Raw genomic sequence first — 17061 nt, forward strand, 5'->3', positions numbered from 1 at the left:
TCGACCCCCGTCCCGATCCCTGTGAAGGAGACCGAAGGTGCCGGTCCTCCCCGGAGCCGAGCCGTACCGCCACGAGGGCGGTGAGGTCGGTGTGCTCCTCTGCCACGGTTTCACCGGAACACCGCAGTCGCTCCGCCCCTGGGCGGAGTACCTGGCCGAGCGCGGCCTGACGGTCTCGCTGCCGCTGCTGCCCGGGCACGGCACCCGCTGGCAGGACCTGGCGGCCACGGCCTGGCAGGACTGGTACGCGGAGGTGGACCGCGCGCTGCACGACCTGCGGGAGCGCTGCTCCCAGGTGTTCGTCTTCGGCCTGTCGATGGGCGGTGCGCTCGCGCTGCGCCTGGCGGCCAAGCACGGGGACGCGATCAGCGGCCTGGTCCTGGTCAACCCGGGCAACAAGGTGCACGGCCTGGCGGCGCACGCCCTGCCCGTGGCCCGGCACTTCGTCCCGACGGTCGCGGGCGTCGCCAACGACATCGCGAAGGAGGGCAGCAGGGAGCTGGCGTACGCACGCGTGCCGCTGCACGCCGCGCACACGCTGCGGAAGTTCTTCCGCCGGGTGGACGCCGAGCTGCCGCAGGTCACCCAGCCGATCGTGCTGCTGCACAGCCCGCAGGACCATGTGGTGCCGCCGGCCGACTCCGCGCGGGTGCTCGCCCGGGTCTCGTCCACGGACGTCACCGAGATCCTGCTGGAACAGAGCTACCACGTCGCGACGTTGGACCACGACGCGGACCGGATCTTCGAGGAGAGCCTCGCCTTCCTCACCCGGCTCGCACCCAGTGTCGGCGCGGGCAGCACAGAGGGGACGGCCACCGGTGGCTGAGCACGGCGCGGAGAGAGACGGCAGCCGCGAAGGGGACGAGGGCCGCCGGCTCGACGAGGACGCGGCCTGGGCCGCGATCGTCGCCGGGTACGGCGAGGAGCCGCCGGACCCGCCCGGCGCCAAGCCGTTCCGGTCGGTGGAGGACCTGGCGGGCCTGGAGGCCGAGGCGGCGAACGAGGACCGGCGGGGCCGGGACGGCGCGGAGCGCGAGCCGGACGCGCCCGGCTCGACGACCCCGGCCGGGTCGCCGGGTGCCTCCGGGTCGCCGGGTTCCTCCGCCTCGTCCGGCTCGTCCGGCTCGTCAGGCTCGTGCTCCTCCGACACCGCCGACGCCTCCGACTCCTCCGACTCCTCGGACCCGTCGGGCAAGGGCGCGGGCTCCGACGACGCCGACCGGAACGGCGGCCGCGGTGGCGGCGCCGGCAAGTCGGTCGGCGGCTCGATCACGTTCGCCCCCGGCGTGGGCCCCGGCCCGCGGGACTACAGCCCGTCGGACGCCTCCGACGACGACTTCGACGAGGACGACGAGGGGCACTTCGTCCCGCCCGAGCCGCCGCCGCTGCCCGAGGCCGACACGACGGCCAAGTTCGCCTGGCTCGCGGTCGTCGGCGGCCCGGTCCTGCTGCTGCTCGCGGTGCTGTTCGGCTGGGACATGACGTGGTGGCTGACCACCCTCGGCATCGGCGGTTTCGTCGGCGGCTTCGCCACGCTGGTGCTGCGGATGCAGGGCGACGACGACGAGGACGACGACCCGGGCCGCGGCGCGGTCGTCTGAGCCCGACGGGCGGCGCCTCCGGGTCCGGCGGGCGATGCCTACGGTCCGACGGGCGGCGACCGCCTGTGTTCCTCCAACACCCCCTATCCTGACCGCTGTTCACGTTCTCGGGCCGACAGAACCGTCCGCCCCGGACGGACGTCACATCACAGCAGGACCACAGGACCAGCAGCGACCAGCAGTGACCACACAGGGGCGAACGGGGGCCGGTTCCGGCATGGGCAGCGCGAACGACGACCGGAACGGCGGCCCCGGCCGCATCGAGCCGCTGAGCGAGCTCGACCCGCCGACCATCGGCCCGTACCGCCTGCTCGGGCGGCTCGGCGCCGGTGGCATGGGCCGGGTGTACCTGGCGCGGTCGGCGGGCGGCCGGACCGTCGCCGTGAAGGTCGTGCACGAGGAGCACACCTCCGACCAGCAGTTCAGGGCCCGCTTCCGGCGCGAGATCAGGGCCGCACGCCGCGTCGGCGAGGAGTTCACCGCTCCCGTCCTGGAGGCCGACCCGGACGCCGCGAGGCCCTGGGTGGCGACCGGCTACGTGCCCGGGCTCTCCCTCGAAGACGTGGTCAGGGAGTACGGGCCACTGCCGGCCGAGTCCGTGCACGCCCTGGCCGACGGGCTGCTGCACGCCCTGCGGGGCATCCACGCCGCCGACATCGTGCACCGCGACCTCAAGCCGTCCAACGTGATGCTGACCGTCGACGGGCCGCGGGTCATCGACTTCGGCATCGCGCGCGCCGTCCAGACCTCCGTCGAGTCGCTGCTCACCAGCACGGGCATGGCGATCGGTTCGCCCGGGTTCATGGCGCCCGAGCAGGTTCTCGCGGAGAAGGCGGGGCCGCGGGCTGACGTGTTCGCCCTGGGCTGCGTCCTCACGTACGCGGCGACCGGGCGGCTCGCGTTCGGGCACGGTGCGAGCAACCAGCACGCCCTGATGTACCGGATCGTCGAGGCCGAGCCCGACCTCGACCTGGTCTCGGACGCCGCGCTGCGTGCGCTGATCGCCCGCTGCCTGACGAAGAAGCCCGACGAACGCCCGGACGTGGCCGAGCTGTTGGCCGATCCGGCTCGCCCGCGCCCGGCCGCCCGCCGCGGGGCGTGGCTTCCCGGCGAGGTGGTGGCGGAGCTGGCCCAGCAGTCGGCCCGGCTGCTCGACGCGGAGGCGCCCACGCCCGCCGCGGGGCTGCGGCAGGCCGAGCCGGAGGAGGAGCCCGAGCCCACGCCTGCCGCTCCTGTGCCCGAGCCGGCCCCCGCCGCCGTACCGGAGGCCGAGCCCGAGCCCGACGCCGAGTCGAACTCCGAGCCCGAGCCCGCGCCCGCGCCCGCGGAAGCCTCCGGCCCGTCGGACAGATCCACCGTCCGCCTCCGCCCCGGAACGGACCCGGACCCGGACCAGAAAGCGCCCCCGGAAGCGACCCCGGCCCCGGCCCTGGAAGCAACCTCCGAGCCCAAGGAGCGGCGACGTTCCCGGAGTCGGGCGTGGCTCGTCGTCGCCGCCGTGCTCGCCGTCCTGGCCACGGGCGGCACCGTGTACCTGATCGACAACGGCCCGGACACCCGGGGCGCCGGCACCCCCGGCCGTTCCGCCTCCCCCGACCCCGGCGCCGACTCCCCCTCCCCGTCACCGTCCAAGGACGCCGACGACAAGGAGAAGGGCGACGGCGAGGAGAAGAAGAAGGACGACGAGAAGGGGCGGGGCTCCGCAGGCGGAACCGACGCCGGGGCCGGGTCGGGCGGCGCCTCGGGCGACCGCCCGCCCGCCGACGACAACGCCGACGACGGCGCCGACGCCCCGGACAGCGGCGGCAGTTCGGGTTCCGGCGGCTCGGACGGCGGCGGTGACGCGGCGCCCTCCGGCGATGTCCCGTCGTACTTCATCGGCGGCTGGCAGAACGACTCGGCCTTCGGCGGCCCGACCCGGATCACCGTCCAGCAGGCCTCCAACGGCGGGCGGAGCGTGACGTTCTACGGCTCCGCGGGCGCGCCCGGGCAGACGTGCGTGAACGTGGCCCGGCTGATCTCCGTGCAGAACGGCGGCAGCCGCCTCAACCTCGACACGGCCGCGGTGGACACGTCCCGCTCCAGCGCCGGCTGCTCGGACATGGACCCCTCCTACCTCGACGCGGCCAGGCCGTCCGGCCTGAAGTTCTTCAAGAACAAGGACTTCACCCAGAGCAACCAGGCATGGACCTTCACCCGCGCCGACTGACCCCGAACCGCCCCGAGTTGTACGACTAATCGCGACGCCGCGTAGGCCGTACGAGGGATGGGTAGCGCTGGCCGGAAGCGATCACCGTGAAGCACCGGACCGTCACTCCCCGTACCCAGAAGGACCCGCACGCATGGGACAGCAGCCCTTCACCCTTCCCGACTTCTACGTGCCGTATCCCGCGCGGCTCAACCCGCATGCGGCGGTGGCCCGTTCGCACAGCACCGCGTGGGCGCGGCGGATGGGGATGCTGGAGGGGTCCGGGGTCTGGGAGGAGCGGGACCTTGCGGCGCACGACTACGCGCTGCTGTGCGCGTACACGCATCCCGACTGCGACGCCGAGACGCTGTCGCTGGTCACGGACTGGTACGTGTGGGTCTTCTTCTTCGACGACCACTTCCTGGAGCTGTTCAAGCGGACCCAGGACCGGGCCGGCGCCAAGGCGTACCTCGACCGGCTGCCCGCGTTCATGCCGGGCGACCCGGCCCGCGGCTTCCCCGCGCCACGCACCCCGGTGGAGGCGGGCCTCGCCGACCTGTGGACGCGGACCGTGCCGCACATGTCGCCGGGCTGGCGCGCCCGCTTCGCGGAGGCGACCGCGCACCTCCTGAACGCGTCCCTGTGGGAGCTGTCCAACATCGACGAGGGGCGGATCGCCAACCCCGTCGAGTACGTCGAGATGCGCCGCAAGGTCGGCGGCGCCCCCTGGTCGGCGGGGCTCGTGGAGTTCGCGGCCGGGGCCGAACTCCCGGACACCGTCGCGGAGTCGAGGCCGCTGCGGGTGCTGCGGGACGCGTTCTCGGACGCGGTGCATCTGCGCAACGACCTGTTCTCGTACCAGCGGGAGGTCGAGGACGAGGGCGAGAACAGCAACGGCGTCCTGGTCATGGAGACCTTCCTCGGCTGTACGACGCAGGAGGCGGCCGAAGCCGTCAACGACCTGCTGACCTCCCGCCTCCAGCAGTTCGAGAACACCGCGCTCACGGAGGTGCCCGCCCTCTGCGCGGAGCACGGCCTCGACGCGACGCAGACGGCGGCGGTCGCGGCGTACGCGAAGGGGCTGCAGGACTGGCAGTCCGGCGGGCACGAGTGGCATCTGCGGTCCAGCCGCTACATGAAGGAGGAGCCGGGCGGCGGGGCTCGGGACGGGTTCACGCTGCCCGGCACCGGTGTGCGGTTCACGGCGCGCGCCGAGCGGGCGCGGGCCCGGAGCCTGAGCCATCGGCCGTACCGGCACGTCGGGCCGTCGCTCGTACCGGAGTTCCGGCTTCCGTACGGGCTCTCGCTGAGCCCGCACCTGGCGGGGGCGCGGCCGCGGTGTGTGGCGTGGGCCGAGCGGATGGGCATGCTACGGGCGCAGCCCGGCCGGCCGCTCTCCGACATCTGGGACGAGCGCCGCCTCACCGGCTACGACCTGCCGCTCTGCGCGGCCGGCCTCGCCCCGGACGCCGACCCGCAGGAACTCGACCTGGCGTCGCACTGGCTGACGTGGGGCACGTACGGGGACGACCTGTACCCGGCGCTGTACGGCCGCAGCCGCGACCTGGCCGGGGCCCGCGCGGCGACCGAGCGGCTCTCGCTGTTCATGCCGCTGGACGGACAGGAGCCGCCGGAGCCGGTGGACGCCCTTGAGCGGGGGCTCGCCGACCTGTGGGCGCGGACGGCGGGACCGATGAGCAGGCGGCACCGGGCGGGCTTCCGGCGGGCGGTGGAGGACATGGCGGGCAGCTGGCTGTGGGAGCTGGCCAACCAGGCGCAGCACCGCGTCCCCGACCCGGTCGACTACATCGAGATGCGGCGGCTCACGTTCGGCTCTGATCTGACGATGCGGCTGCGCCGCGCGGGCCGCGGGGCGGCGGTGCCGGACGAGGTGTACGAGAGCGGCCCGATGCGCGACCTGGAGAACGCGGCCGCCGACTACGCGTCGCTCCTGAACGACCTGTTCTCGTACCAGAAGGAGATCGAGTACGAGGGCGAGGTGCACAACGGGGTCCTGGTCGTGCAGAACTTCTTCGACGTCGACTACCCGACGGGCGTGGCCCTCGTGCACGATCTGATGAACTCCCGGCTGCGCCAGTTCGAGCACGCCGTCCGGCACGAACTGCCCGTGCTGTACGAGGAGTCGGGGCTCGACGCGGGGGCGCGTGCGGCGGTCGACGGGCATGTGCGGGGGCTGCGGGACTGGCTGGCCGGGATCCTGCACTGGCACCGGGAGTGCCGCCGCTACCGGGAGGAGGACCTGCGCGCGGGCACGGGAGCCCGACCGTGGCGCCTCGGCGGTCCCACGGGGCTGGGGACGGGCTCCACGCGGCTGGGGCGGGTGCCGGCCCGGTAGCCGCGCCCCGTCGCACCCCGCCCCGTCGCGGCCCGCCGGGTCAGCCCGTCGCCGGGACCCGCAACGCCGCGAGGACCGGCAGGTGGTCCGTGGCGGCGCGGAGGTCCGCCTCCGACACCCCCTCGTGCTCGGAGGGCACCCCGCAGCCGAGGACCTCGACGCCCGGCGTCGCGAAGATCGCGTCGATGCGCTGGTGCGGATCGGTCGGGATCGACGTGTACTCGCCGCCCCACGGCTTCACTGCCCAGCAGTCCTGGAGCGCGGTGGCCAGGCGCCGGAACGTGCGGCCGTTCGGCCGGTCGTTGAGGTCGCCGCCCGCCACCGCGTGCTCGGTGCCGAGCGCCGCGAGCCGGTCGAGGAGCATGCCGCCCTGCTCGTACCGCTCGTCCTTCTGCAGGCTGAGGTGGCAGCTGAGGACGCCGAGCCGGGCGCCGCCGAACCGTACGACGGCGGTGGCGAAGCCGCGCCGGTGCAGCCCGGGAGTGAGCGGAAGCAGCACGTCCTCGGTGCGTTCGACGGTGGCCCGCAGCGAGCACAGCAGCGCGGGCCCGGCGGCGGTGGCGCCGCCGGAGAGGATCACCAGGTCGGAGGCGGCGGCGAGCTTGGCGAGCTTCTTGCGCCAGCGGAAGAACCGCGGGGCTTCCTGGATCAGTACGAGGTCGGGGGCGCAGGCGGCGATGACCCGGGCGAGCGCGTCGGTGTCGTCGCGCATGGAGCGGATGTTGTAGCTGAGGACACGGATGACGGCCGAACCGTCCGGCTCTGTAAGGGAGTTGGGAAGGGCGGTCATGAGGATCAAGGTACGGGAACGGCCCCCTCCGTTCGCGCCGAAAACGCCCGCCGCCCCGCCCGGGATACGCGGACGCCCGCCGCTTCCGTGGAGGAGGCGACGGGCGTCCGAGCCGAAGAGGGACGGGTCACATCACCGGGTCCGGCTGCCGCGCCAGGTCCGCCGCGCCCACGAGCCCCGCCTTGTTGCCCAGCTGGGCCGCGATGACCTCGGCCACGGGCCGCCAGTTGCTGCCGACCAGCCAGCGCTTGTACGACTTGCGGATCGGGTCGAGGACCAGCTCGCCCTCGTCCGAAAGCCCGCCGCCGATGATGAACGCCGACGGGTCGAACAGCGATGCCAGGTCGGCGAGCCCGGCGCCGGCCCAGCGGGCCAGCTCGCGGTACGAGTCGACGGCGACCGGGTCGCCCTGCCGCGCGGCCAGGGAGATGTGCTTGCCCTCGATGCCCTCGGGGGTGCCGTCGCCGTACCCGAGGAGGAGCTCGGCGTTCTCCGGGGTGGCGTTGGCGCGCTGGCGCGCGTACCGCACGAGGGCGCGGCCCGATGCGTACTGCTCCCAGCAGCCCTGGCTGCCGCAGCCGCAGAGCAGGCCGTCCGGGACCATCCGGATGTGGCCGAACTCGGCGGCGACGCCGAAGTGGCCGCGGCGCAGCTTGTTGCCGATGATGATGCCGCCGCCGAGGCCGGTGCCGAGCGTGATGCAGATGACGTTGCGGTGGCCCTTGCCGCCGCCGAAGCGGTACTCGCCCCAGGCCGCGGCGTTCGCGTCGTTCTCCACGACGACCGGGAGGCCGACGCGCGCCTCGACCTTCTCCTTGAGCGGCTCCTGGCGCCAGTGGATGTTGGGCGCGAAGTACACCGTGGAGCGCTGCCGGTTGACGTATCCGGCGGCGCCGATGCCCACGCCGACGATCTCGTGCCCCGCTCGGGCGCCCTCGACGGCCGAGGCGATCGCGTCGACGATCCCGTCAGGCGTGTTGGGAGTCGGCACCTTGAAGGTGGAGAGGATGTTCCCCTCTTCGTCGACCACGCCGGCCGCGATCTTGGTACCGCCGATGTCGACGCCGATGGTGAGTCCCATGTGTCCCTCAGTTTTCGGTTCGAGCCCCGCTAGGGCAACCGTACCCGAGGCCGGACTCAGTCCAGGTCGATGTGCTCCCCGGAGCCCGTCCCCTCGGGCTTGTCCCCGCCCGGGGGCTGCGGCTTCGCCTCGTCCGGGCCCGCGGTCCAGCGGCGCTCGTGGCCGAAGACCGCGCTGCGGTAGGCGGCGAGCAGCTCGGAGCCCGCGTTCGCGAGGTGGTCGAAGACCTCGGGGTTGCGCTCGATGACCGGTTCGACGGCGGCCTTGGCCTGCTCGACGAAGTGCTGCACGGCGCCCTGGGCCGCGGCCCCGCCGATCGGGGCCTGGAACGCGGACAGCTTCTCGGCGACCGCGTCCATCAGCTTGCGCAGCTCCTCGGCGGCCGAGCCGGGCTCCGCGCCGTACTGCTCGCGGCGGCGGGCCTGCTCGGCGGCGAGGTCCTCGGCGCAGGCCTTCTCCCAGGCGTCGGCGTCGGGTCCGGTGCGCTCGGTGTCGCTCATGGGAGGCTCCTGCGGCGGCTGCGTACGGTGTGTGGCTGCCGGGGTGCGGCTGCGTACTGTCGACGTTACCCGAACGGCGGCGGCCCGTTCACCGCCCTTGCGGCCACAGCCCGGGGTCCGGGGTGAAGCGGATGCGGAGCTCGCCGTCGCGCAGGCCCGCGCCCGAGACGGTGCAGCGGCGCAGCGCGGACGGCAGCGGCACCATGCGGCGGAACTGCCCGACGGTGACGACGAGTTCGTCCCCCCGCCGCACCAGGTCGAGCTCGTCGCGCACGGCGCCCGGCAGCGCGATCCGCCAGACCAGGAACCCCTCGTCCGCGAGCCGGTCCTCTACCGGCCAGTGCACGGAGTGCGCCGTCGGCTCGGGCGCGGGCACCCCGAGCGCCCCCAGGTCGTCGGCGCCGCGCGGGTCCCGGCCCAGGTGGGCGGCGGTGCGCAGCGGGTACGCGTCCCGCCACTCGGCGAGCGCCTTGCCCTGCTGGGCGGCGGCGGAGGCGAGCCACGGGTCGGCCGAGTCCTCGGGCAACACCCGGTTGGCGACGAGGAGTTCGGTGTGCAGCCCGTACAGGACGAGCCCGGTGGCGGCGTCGTGCACGGCGTCGGCCCCGGCCGGACCGGGCTCGGCGACGAGGCGTACGGCGGTGGTGTCGGCCTCGACCACGGACTGGACGGCGGCGAGGTGCTCGTCCCAGGAGGCGGCCGTCTCGTACAGCCACTGGGCGGGCATCGGGACGCCGGCGAGCTGGGCGAGCATCGGGCGCAGGGCACGGGCCGCCTGCCGCTCGGGCGGGAGGAGCCGGCGCAGGTAGCGGCGCAGCTGGGCGGGGAGCGCGAGCAGCGCGAGGGCCTGCGGCGCGGGCGGCAGGTCGACGACGACCTGGTCGTACGGCCCGGCGGCCGCGTCCCGGACCGCCCGGAGCAGCGCGAGCTCACCGGCGCCGGGAAGTTCGGTGAGCTCTTCCTCGTCCAGGCGCTGGGCGCCGAACAGGTCGAGGGCGGTGGCCGCGCGGTCCTGGAGGGCGAGGAGTTCGCGCCGGAAGTGGGCGCCGCTGTCGACGTGCCGCACGGTGAGGCCGTCGGCCCCGGCGGCGCCGAGCACGGCGGGCAGGGTGTCGCGGCGGTCGGCGGAAAGCAGCAGGGTGCGCCGGCCCGCGCGGGCGGCGGCGAGCGCGGTGGCCGCGGCGACGGTGGTCCGGCCGCTGCCGCCGGGGCCGGTGACGAGGAGGGTGTGCAAGGTCAGGCGCCCGACTCGACCCGCTTCTTGAGGCCGGCGAGGGCGCGGTCGATGATGACCTTCTCGGCCTTGCGCTTGATCATGCCGAGCATCGGGATCTTCACGTCGACGGTCAGCGTGTACGTGACCTCGGTGCCCTTGCCCTTGGGGGCCAGCACGTAACTGCCGTCCAGGGCGCGCAGCATCTGGGACTTGACGAGGGTCCAGCTGACCTCATTCTCGCCGGTCCAGGTGTACGCGAGGACCTGGTCGTCCTTGATCGCGCCGGCGTCCATGACGAGGCGGACCTGCTCGGCGCGGCCCTGCCCGTCGGAGGCGAGCACCTCGGCCTCCTTGACCTCACCGGTCCAGTCCGGGTAGCGGGCGAAGTCGGCGATCACCCCCATGACGTCGGCGGGCGCCGCCTCGATCTCGATGCTCGAGCTGGTGTGTTCCGCCATCGCCGTGGCTCCTCCGGTGCGGTTCCGTCGAGGGTGTGATCTGCGGCGTACGACTTGCGTGCCGCCCGCGTGCAGGCTACCGCGCCGGGATCGGTCACCACTCCAGGGCCCAGGGCGTTCCGGTGCCCGCGAAGTGGCCCACGTTCACGCACTCGGTGACGCCGATCCGCATGCGGCGCACGAGGGGTTGGTGGACGTGTCCGAACAGGGCGTAGCGGGGGCGGGTGCGGCGGATCGCGTCGAGGAGGGCGCGGCTGCCGCGTTCGAAGCGGCGGGCCACGGTGTCGTAAACGAGTTCGGGGACCTCCGGCGGGATGTGGGTGCACAGGACGTCGACCTCGCCGACGGCCTCGACCTTGGCCGCGTACTCCTCGTCGCTGATCTCGAAGGGCGTACGCATCGGGGACTTGAGGCCGCCGCCGACGAAGCCGAAGACCAGGCCGCCGATCTCGACGCGCTGCCCGTCGAGGACGGTGGTGCCCTCCCCCGCGTACTCGCTCCAGAGGGCGGGCATGTCGACGTTGCCGTAGGTGGCGTACGTCGGGGTGGGGAAGGCGGCGAAGAGTTCGGCGTACTGCCTGCGGACGGCGCTCTCGATGGCCGTGGCGCGGTCGACCGCCAGGCCGGCCCAGAGGCGGGCGCCCAGTTCGCGGGCCTCGTCGAAGCGGCGGGCGGTGCGCAGCTCGACCAGGCGGGATGCGTTCTGCGCGCCGAAGAGTTCGGGGAAGATGCCGCGCGAGTGGTCGGCGTAGTCGAGGAACAGGATGAGGTCGCCGAGGCAGACGAGGGCGTCCGCGCCGTCTCCCGCGCGGGCCAGCGCCTCCGCGTTGCCGTGCACGTCGCTCACCACATGTACCCGCATACCTGGCATGCCGATCACCCTAGGACGAGCGTCGCGGAGTGGGTAGAGGCCGCCGGACCTGCGGTTACTTCCGAGTCGCCCAAACCGTGGATTACTGTGCGCGAAGGAACGCCGCGACGTGTGGCGCGATGTGTGACGCAGCGAACATCTGCCCCGACCCCCCTACCGAAAGAGCAGTACCGGTGGGTAACGTCCGGGCAGTCCAGTCGTGCTCGATGGGACCCCACCTGCACATTCAGCCATCGAGCACCTGCCCGATCTTGGACCGCACCGTCGCATCGCACAACGTCGTGGCGCCGGCGCCCTATGAGGAGCAGCAGTCTTGCGCGAGTTCAGCCTTCCGGCCCTTTACGAGGTCCCCGCGGACGGCAATCTGACCGACATCGTCCGCCGAAACGCCGCGCAGCACCCCGATGTTGCCGTCATCGGCCGCAAGGTGAACGGCACCTGGACCGACATCTCGGCCAAGGACTTCCTCGCCGAGGTGCACGCCGCGGCCAAGGGCCTGATCGCGTCCGGGGTCAACCCCGGCGACCGCGTCGGCCTGATGTCCCGCACACGGTACGAGTGGACGCTCCTGGACTTCGCGATCTGGAGCGCCGGCGCGGTGACGGTGCCGGTGTACGAGACCAGCTCGCCCGAGCAGGTGCAGTGGATCCTCGGCGACTCCGGCGCGGTGGCCTGCCTGGTGGAGCTGGACACGCACGCCGCGGCCGTCGAGGCGGTGCGCGACCGGCTGCCGGACCTCGCGAACGTGTGGCAGATCGAGACGGGTTCGGCCGCGACCGACGCCGTCGAGGTGCTGCGCCGCGCGGGCGCGGACGTGGCCGACGAGACGGTCGAGGAGCGCGGTTCGCTCGCGAAGGCCGACGACCCGGCGACGATCGTCTACACCTCGGGCACCACGGGCCGCCCCAAGGGCTGTGTCCTGACGCACCGTTCGTTCTTCGCGGAGTGCGGCAACATCGTCGAGCGGATCCGTCCGCTGTTCCGTACCGGCGAGTGCTCGGTGCTGCTCTTCCTGCCGCTCGCCCATGTCTTCGGGCGGCTCGTGCAGATCGCCCCGATGCTGGCGCCGATCAAGCTCGGGCACGTGCCGGACATCAAGAACCTGACCGATGAACTCGCCTCGTTCCGGCCGACGTTGATCCTCGGTGTGCCGCGGGTCTTCGAGAAGGTCTACAACTCGGCGCGGGCCAAGGCGCAGGCGGACGGCAAGGGCAAGATCTTCGACAAGGCCGCGGACACGGCGATCGCGTACAGCCGCGCGCTCGACACCCCGTCGGGCCCGTCGTTCGGCCTGAAGATCAAGTACAAGACGTTCGACAAGCTGGTCTACAGCAAGCTGCGCGCGGTCCTCGGCGGCCGTGGCGAGGCCGCGATCTCCGGCGGCGCCCCGCTCGGCGAGCGCCTCGGCCACTTCTTCCGCGGCATCGGCTTCACGGTCCTGGAGGGCTACGGCCTCACGGAGTCCTGCGCGGCCACCACGTTCAACCCGCACGACCGGCAGAAGATCGGCACGGTCGGCCAGCCGCTGCCCGGCTCGGTCGTGCGGATCGCGGACGACGGCGAGGTGCTGCTGCACGGCGAGCACCTGTTCAAGGAGTACTGGAACAACCCGGGCGCGACCGAGGAGGCGCTGTCCGACGGCTGGTTCCACACCGGTGACATCGGCACCCTCGACGAGGACGGCTACCTCGCGATCACCGGCCGCAAGAAGGAGATCATCGTCACGGCCGGCGGCAAGAACGTCGCACCCGCGGTGATCGAGGACCGCATCCGCGCCCACGCCCTGGTCGCCGAGTGCATGGTCGTCGGCGACGGCCGGCCGTTCGTCGGCGCCCTGGTCACGCTCGACGAGGAGTTCATCGGCCGCTGGGCCGAGGAGCACGGCAAGTCCGGCAAGTCGGCGGCCGACCTGCGCGACGACCCGGAGCTGCTCGCCGCGATCCAGCGGGCCGTGGACGACGGCAACGCGGCCGTGTCCAAGGCCGAGTCGGTCCGCAAATTCCGCGTCCTGGGCGCGCAGTTCACGGAGGAGTCGGGCCACCTGACGCCGTCCCTGAAGCTGAAGCGGAATGTGGTGGCGAAGGATTACGCGGACGAGATCGAGGCGCTTTACCGGGGCTGAACCCGCCCACCCGCCGTGGGGGCTGCGGCTGTCTCGCGGCTGCGGCGCCGCTGTGGCTGGTCGCGCAGTTCCCCGCGCCCCTGAGATGCGCACTTCGTGCGGCATCTCCTCGGGGAAGGCAGCGGCGCAGCCGCAGGCCTTCAGGGGCGCGGGGAACTGCGCGCTCAGCCCACGACGGGGGACAGCCGCACGACAACACCAGGCCGCACCCCACTAGGCGCTACAGCAACTCCCGCAACCGCTCCGCCAGCAGATCCCACCGCCACTTCTCCTCGACCCACGCGCGGCCGCGCTCCCCCATGCGGCGGCGCAGGGCCGGGTCCTGCAGGAGCGTGACGATGCGGTCGGCGGCCTCCGCGGGGGCGCCGCCGCGGACGACCCAGCCTGTCTCGCCGTCGAGGACCGCGTCCGGCGCGCCGCCCGAGTCGCCGGAGACGACCGGCAGGCCGGTCGCCGAGGCCTCCAGGTAGACGATGCCGAGGCCCTCCACGTCGAGGCCGCCGCGGCGCGTACGGCAGGGCATGGCGAAGACGTCGCCGGCGCCGTAGTGCGCGGGCAGCTCCTCCCACGGCACCGAGCCCGTGAACCGTACAGATTCGGCCACTCCGGTCTCGGCGGCGAGCTTGCGCAGATCGCTCTCGTACGGGCCGCCGCCGACGATCAGGAGGACCGCGTCCGGGACCTTCGCGAGGATCGCGGGCATGGCCTCGATGAGGGTGTCCTGGCCCTTGCGCGGCACGAGCCGGGAGACGCACACGACCACCGGCCGGTCGCTGAGGCCGAGCCGCGCCCGGACCTCGTCGCCGCCGGAGCCGGGGTGGAAGGTCTTCTCGTCGACGCCCGGCGGGAGTTGCACCATGCGGGCCGCGGCGGCCGGGCTCAGGGCGCGGGAGATCCGTGAGCGGGTGTACTCGCCGAGGTACGTGATCGTGTCCGTGGACTCCCCGATCCGCCCCAACAGGCCGCGCGCCACGGGGAGTTGGGCCCAGCCGGCCTCGTGCCCGTGCGTGGTCGCGACCAGGCGCTCGGCCCCGGCCCGGCGCAGCGCGGGCGCCATCAGGCCGAGCGGCGCCGCCGCCCCGAACCACACCGACGTACAGCCGTGCTCCTTGAGCAGGCCGACGGCGCGGCGGGTCACGCGCGGGGTCGGGAGCAGCATGGTGGTGCGGTCCCGTACGACGGTGAAGGGCTGCTCGGCGTCGAACGCGGCGGTCGCCTCGACGCCCTCGCGGCTGCGCTTCCAGGTGGAGGCGTAGACGACGAGCCGGTCCGGGTCCAGGCGCAGGGCCATGTTGTGCAGGAAGGCCTGGATGCCGCCGGGGCGTGGCGGGAAATCGTTGGTGACGATCAGGGTCTTGTGCATCGCCGCCGACAGTACCGAACGGCCACGCCTCACGCTCCGGCCGATCCCCGCCCGGCATCATGCCCGGCGTGCACCTCCGGCTTCTCGCCGTCTGGCTGGTCAGCCGGGCGCTGCTGCTCCTCCTCGTCCTGAAGGTCCTCACGCTGCCCGGCCCGGACGTCACCGGCGACGTGGAGGTGATCTACCAGGGCTGGTACGAGATCCTCCGCACCGGCACCTTCCCGCTCGACGACGTGACCTGGCAGTACCCGCCCGCCGCCGCGCTCGCCGTGCTCTCCCCCGGTCTGCTGCCGTTCCTCGGCTACCCGGCAGCGTTCTTCGCCCTGTGCTGCCTCTGCGACGCGGCGGTGCTCGCCCTGCTCGGGCACGCGGGCCGCCGCCCCGGCCGCCGTACGACGGGGGCCTGGGCCTGGACGGCGGGGGTACCGCTGCTCGGCCCCACGGCGTACGCGCGCTACGACCTGATGGTCACGGCCGTCGCCGTCGCGGCGCTGCTCGCGGGTGTGCGGCACGCGCGCGTGCTGGGCGTTCTCGCCGCTTTCGGGGCGCTGCTGAAGGTGTGGCCCGCGCTGCTGCTGCTCGGCGTCCCGCGCGGGCACATGTCCCGGCGCGCGTGGACGGCCGCGGCGGTCGCCGGTTCCGTGCTGCTGCTCGCGTTCACGGCCGCGATGCCCGGCGCCCTCGCCTTCCTGGACTTCCAGCGGGACCGGGGCACCGAGATCGAGTCGCTCGGCGCCCTCGTCCTGCACGTGGCGCGTGCCTTCGGCTGGCCGGGCCGGCCGCAGCTCAACTACGGCTCGGTGGAGTTCCTCGGCCCGTACGTCCCGCTGGTCAGCGCCGCCGCGCAGGTCCTGACGGCGCTCGCCTGCTGCTGGCTGCTGCTGTGGCGGCTGCGGGCGCGGGCCTGGGCGCCGAGCACCCCGGCGGACGCCGCGTTCGCCGCGGTGCTGCTGTTCACGACGACGAGCCGGGTGATCAGCCCGCAGTACCTGCTGTGGCTGGTCGGTCTCGCGGCGGTCTGCCTCACGTACCGGGCGGGCCGGATGCGGACGCCCGCGCTGCTCACCCTCGCCGCGACGGGCGTCACGTTCCTGGAGTTCCCGCTCTGGTTCTCGCACGTGGTCGCGGGCGACGCGCTCGGCGTGGGCCTGCTCCTGGTCCGCAACGGCCTGCTGGTCGCGGCGACGGTGACGGCCTGCCGCACGCTGTGGCGCGGCACGGCGACCGTCGCGCGGGCCGGTCCCCGGGTGCCCGGACAGCCCGTACGGGAAGGGCAGTTGACCCGCTCGTGAGGCGGGGGCCAAGACAGGGTCCTAGCGGAGTTCCGTGCGCACGTAGTCCCGCCACTCCCGCGTGAACGCCGCCTCCGTGAGGCCGAGGACGTCCCGCAGCGCGCCCGCCACCGCGCCCGCACGCCGGGGGTGTGCGCCGACCGCCCGGTAGAACTCGACGAGCGCGTGCTCGCCGTACCGCTCGGCGATCATCCGGCAGGCCAGCCAGCCGCTCTCGTACGCCCGCGCGAGCCTGCCCGAGTCGCCCGCGAAGCCGAACGCCTCGTCGTCCGGCAGCCCCTGCGGCGGCCGCCCGGCGCGCACCTCCTCGCGCAGTCCGGGGGCCGCCTGCTCGGGCGTGCGCCCCGTGCCCCGGTACCCGACCCAGTCCGCGAAGCCTTCCGAGAGCCACAGCGGGGTGGCGTCCGAGGTGTGCGCGCGGGTCGCCACATGCGTGGTCTCGTGCGTGAGGACGACCTGCTTGCCGAACGCGCCGAGCAGGTCGTACGACTCGGGGTTGACGATCACGCGGTCCGCGGGGGCCTGCCCGGCCGCGCCCGCCTCGCCGGTGGTGACCGCCGCTATCCCCTGGTACGCGGAGGCGGAGGCGCCGAGGAGGTCGGCCATGTCCCGCGTCGAGTCCGGCACCAGGACCACCACGCGGCCCGGCCAGCCCCGCCCCCACGCGCCCTGCACGGCGGGCACCGCGCGGTCGGCGAGGTCCGCGTACCGGCGCAGCCGCGCCTCGCCCTGGCCGACGCCGAGCACGAGGCTGCGCTCGCCGCGCACCGCCGTGACCTCGCCCTGCTCCCACAGCTGCTCCCCCGCGTCCGGGCCCGGCCGCTCGTCGGCCACGTACCAGCGGCCGTCGCGGCGGCTCAGGTCGAGGGTGCGCTGGACGGTGACGGGGGCGCGGTCGTGGCCCGCTATGCGGTAGTCGAGCGCGGCCGTGGCGGTGGCTCCGGTACGGGTGCGGTCGAGCCGGGTGAGCCGGTACTCCCAGGAGCCGAGCGGCACTTGTGCGAGATGCCCGAACTCCGCCTCGGGCTCACCGGTCGCCGCGTACGCCGCCTCGTCCCGCCCGAGCACGGCCTCCGCCCGCCGCTGCAGAAGCTCCTCGACGGCGCGGGTGGCGGAGTCAGGCCCGCCCGGAGCGGAGCAGGACGCACCGAGCAGGAGCACGGCAACCACCGCCCCCACACCCCGCCACCTCGCCCGACCTGCCATCCCTCCGATCGTACGAG

14 protein-coding genes are annotated in these 17061 nt (G+C 73.8%); 6 read left to right on the forward strand and 8 right to left on the reverse strand.

The genetic code is table 11. From position 1 onward, the window contains the following. Nucleotides 1–37 precede the first annotated feature (37 nt). From ACIDOF_RS04695 to ACIDOF_RS04710, 4 genes are all read left to right on the forward strand, one after another. Nucleotides 38–826, forward strand: coding sequence for an alpha/beta hydrolase (locus tag ACIDOF_RS04695; protein ID WP_409004350.1), 789 nt, complete (start codon nucleotides 38–40; stop codon nucleotides 824–826). Next, nucleotides 819–1601, forward strand: a complete 783-nt coding sequence (locus tag ACIDOF_RS04700) for a hypothetical protein (protein WP_409004351.1) — start codon at nucleotides 819–821, stop codon at nucleotides 1599–1601. Before ACIDOF_RS04695 ends, ACIDOF_RS04700 begins: the two co-directional genes overlap by 8 nt. Nucleotides 1602–1818: 217 nt before the next feature. Next, on the forward strand, nucleotides 1819–3810 hold the full coding sequence (locus ACIDOF_RS04705) for a serine/threonine-protein kinase (protein ID WP_409004353.1): 1992 nt from the start codon (nucleotides 1819–1821) through the stop codon (nucleotides 3808–3810). Nucleotides 3811–3943: 133 nt separating this feature from the next. Continuing rightward, complete coding sequence (locus ACIDOF_RS04710) at nucleotides 3944–6145, forward strand: terpene synthase family protein (protein ID WP_409004354.1); 2202 nt, start codon at nucleotides 3944–3946, stop codon at nucleotides 6143–6145. Between the two features lie 40 nt (nucleotides 6146–6185). Here the strand turns inward: ACIDOF_RS04710 and ACIDOF_RS04715 are convergent, their stop codons facing one another. The 6 genes from ACIDOF_RS04715 to ACIDOF_RS04740 all read right to left on the reverse strand — a co-directional run bounded on the left by ACIDOF_RS04715 (nucleotide 6186) and on the right by ACIDOF_RS04740 (nucleotide 11052). Continuing rightward, nucleotides 6186–6935, reverse strand: coding sequence for an endonuclease/exonuclease/phosphatase family protein (locus ACIDOF_RS04715; RefSeq protein ID WP_409004355.1), 750 nt, complete (start codon nucleotides 6933–6935; stop codon nucleotides 6186–6188). Between the two features lie 127 nt (nucleotides 6936–7062). Next, the gene (locus tag ACIDOF_RS04720) at nucleotides 7063–8016 is read right to left on the reverse strand and encodes an ROK family glucokinase (protein ID WP_409004356.1); all 954 of its coding nucleotides are present in this window, start codon (nucleotides 8014–8016) and stop codon (nucleotides 7063–7065) included. A 56-nt stretch (nucleotides 8017–8072) separates the two neighbouring features. Next, on the reverse strand, nucleotides 8073–8516 hold the full coding sequence (locus tag ACIDOF_RS04725) for a DUF5304 domain-containing protein (protein WP_409004357.1): 444 nt from the start codon (nucleotides 8514–8516) through the stop codon (nucleotides 8073–8075). Between the two features lie 88 nt (nucleotides 8517–8604). Beyond that, the gene (locus tag ACIDOF_RS04730; RefSeq protein WP_409004358.1) at nucleotides 8605–9750 is read right to left on the reverse strand and encodes an ArsA-related P-loop ATPase; all 1146 of its coding nucleotides are present in this window, start codon (nucleotides 9748–9750) and stop codon (nucleotides 8605–8607) included. Nucleotides 9751–9752: 2 nt separating this feature from the next. Continuing rightward, nucleotides 9753–10190 carry an SRPBCC family protein gene (locus tag ACIDOF_RS04735; protein WP_409004359.1) on the reverse strand — a complete coding sequence of 146 codons (438 nt, stop codon included), beginning with the start codon at nucleotides 10188–10190 and terminating at the stop codon, nucleotides 9753–9755. A gap of 94 nt (nucleotides 10191–10284) precedes the next feature. Then, a complete protein-coding gene (locus ACIDOF_RS04740; RefSeq protein WP_409004500.1) occupies nucleotides 10285–11052 on the reverse strand; it encodes a metallophosphoesterase in 768 nt (255 codons plus the stop codon). A gap of 322 nt (nucleotides 11053–11374) precedes the next feature. Between ACIDOF_RS04740 and ACIDOF_RS04745 the strand changes: the two genes are divergently transcribed. Next, nucleotides 11375–13183, forward strand: a complete 1809-nt coding sequence (locus ACIDOF_RS04745; RefSeq protein WP_409004360.1) for an AMP-dependent synthetase/ligase — start codon at nucleotides 11375–11377, stop codon at nucleotides 13181–13183. A gap of 220 nt (nucleotides 13184–13403) precedes the next feature. On the opposite strand, the gene ACIDOF_RS04750 is transcribed toward ACIDOF_RS04745, so the two are convergent. After that, a complete protein-coding gene (locus ACIDOF_RS04750) occupies nucleotides 13404–14546 on the reverse strand; it encodes a glycosyltransferase family 4 protein (RefSeq protein ID WP_409004361.1) in 1143 nt (380 codons plus the stop codon). A 59-nt stretch (nucleotides 14547–14605) separates the two neighbouring features. Between ACIDOF_RS04750 and ACIDOF_RS04755 the strand changes: the two genes are divergently transcribed. Beyond that, complete coding sequence (locus ACIDOF_RS04755; RefSeq protein WP_409004362.1) at nucleotides 14606–15838, forward strand: glycosyltransferase 87 family protein; 1233 nt, start codon at nucleotides 14606–14608, stop codon at nucleotides 15836–15838. A 21-nt stretch (nucleotides 15839–15859) separates the two neighbouring features. On the opposite strand, the gene ACIDOF_RS04760 is transcribed toward ACIDOF_RS04755, so the two are convergent. Next, the gene (locus tag ACIDOF_RS04760; RefSeq protein ID WP_409004363.1) at nucleotides 15860–17044 is read right to left on the reverse strand and encodes a hypothetical protein; all 1185 of its coding nucleotides are present in this window, start codon (nucleotides 17042–17044) and stop codon (nucleotides 15860–15862) included. Nucleotides 17045–17061 lie beyond the last annotated feature (17 nt).

Source organism: Streptomyces sp. Da 82-17, assembly GCF_046098215.1.
Taxonomy (GTDB): Bacteria; Actinomycetota; Actinomycetes; order Streptomycetales; family Streptomycetaceae; genus Streptomyces.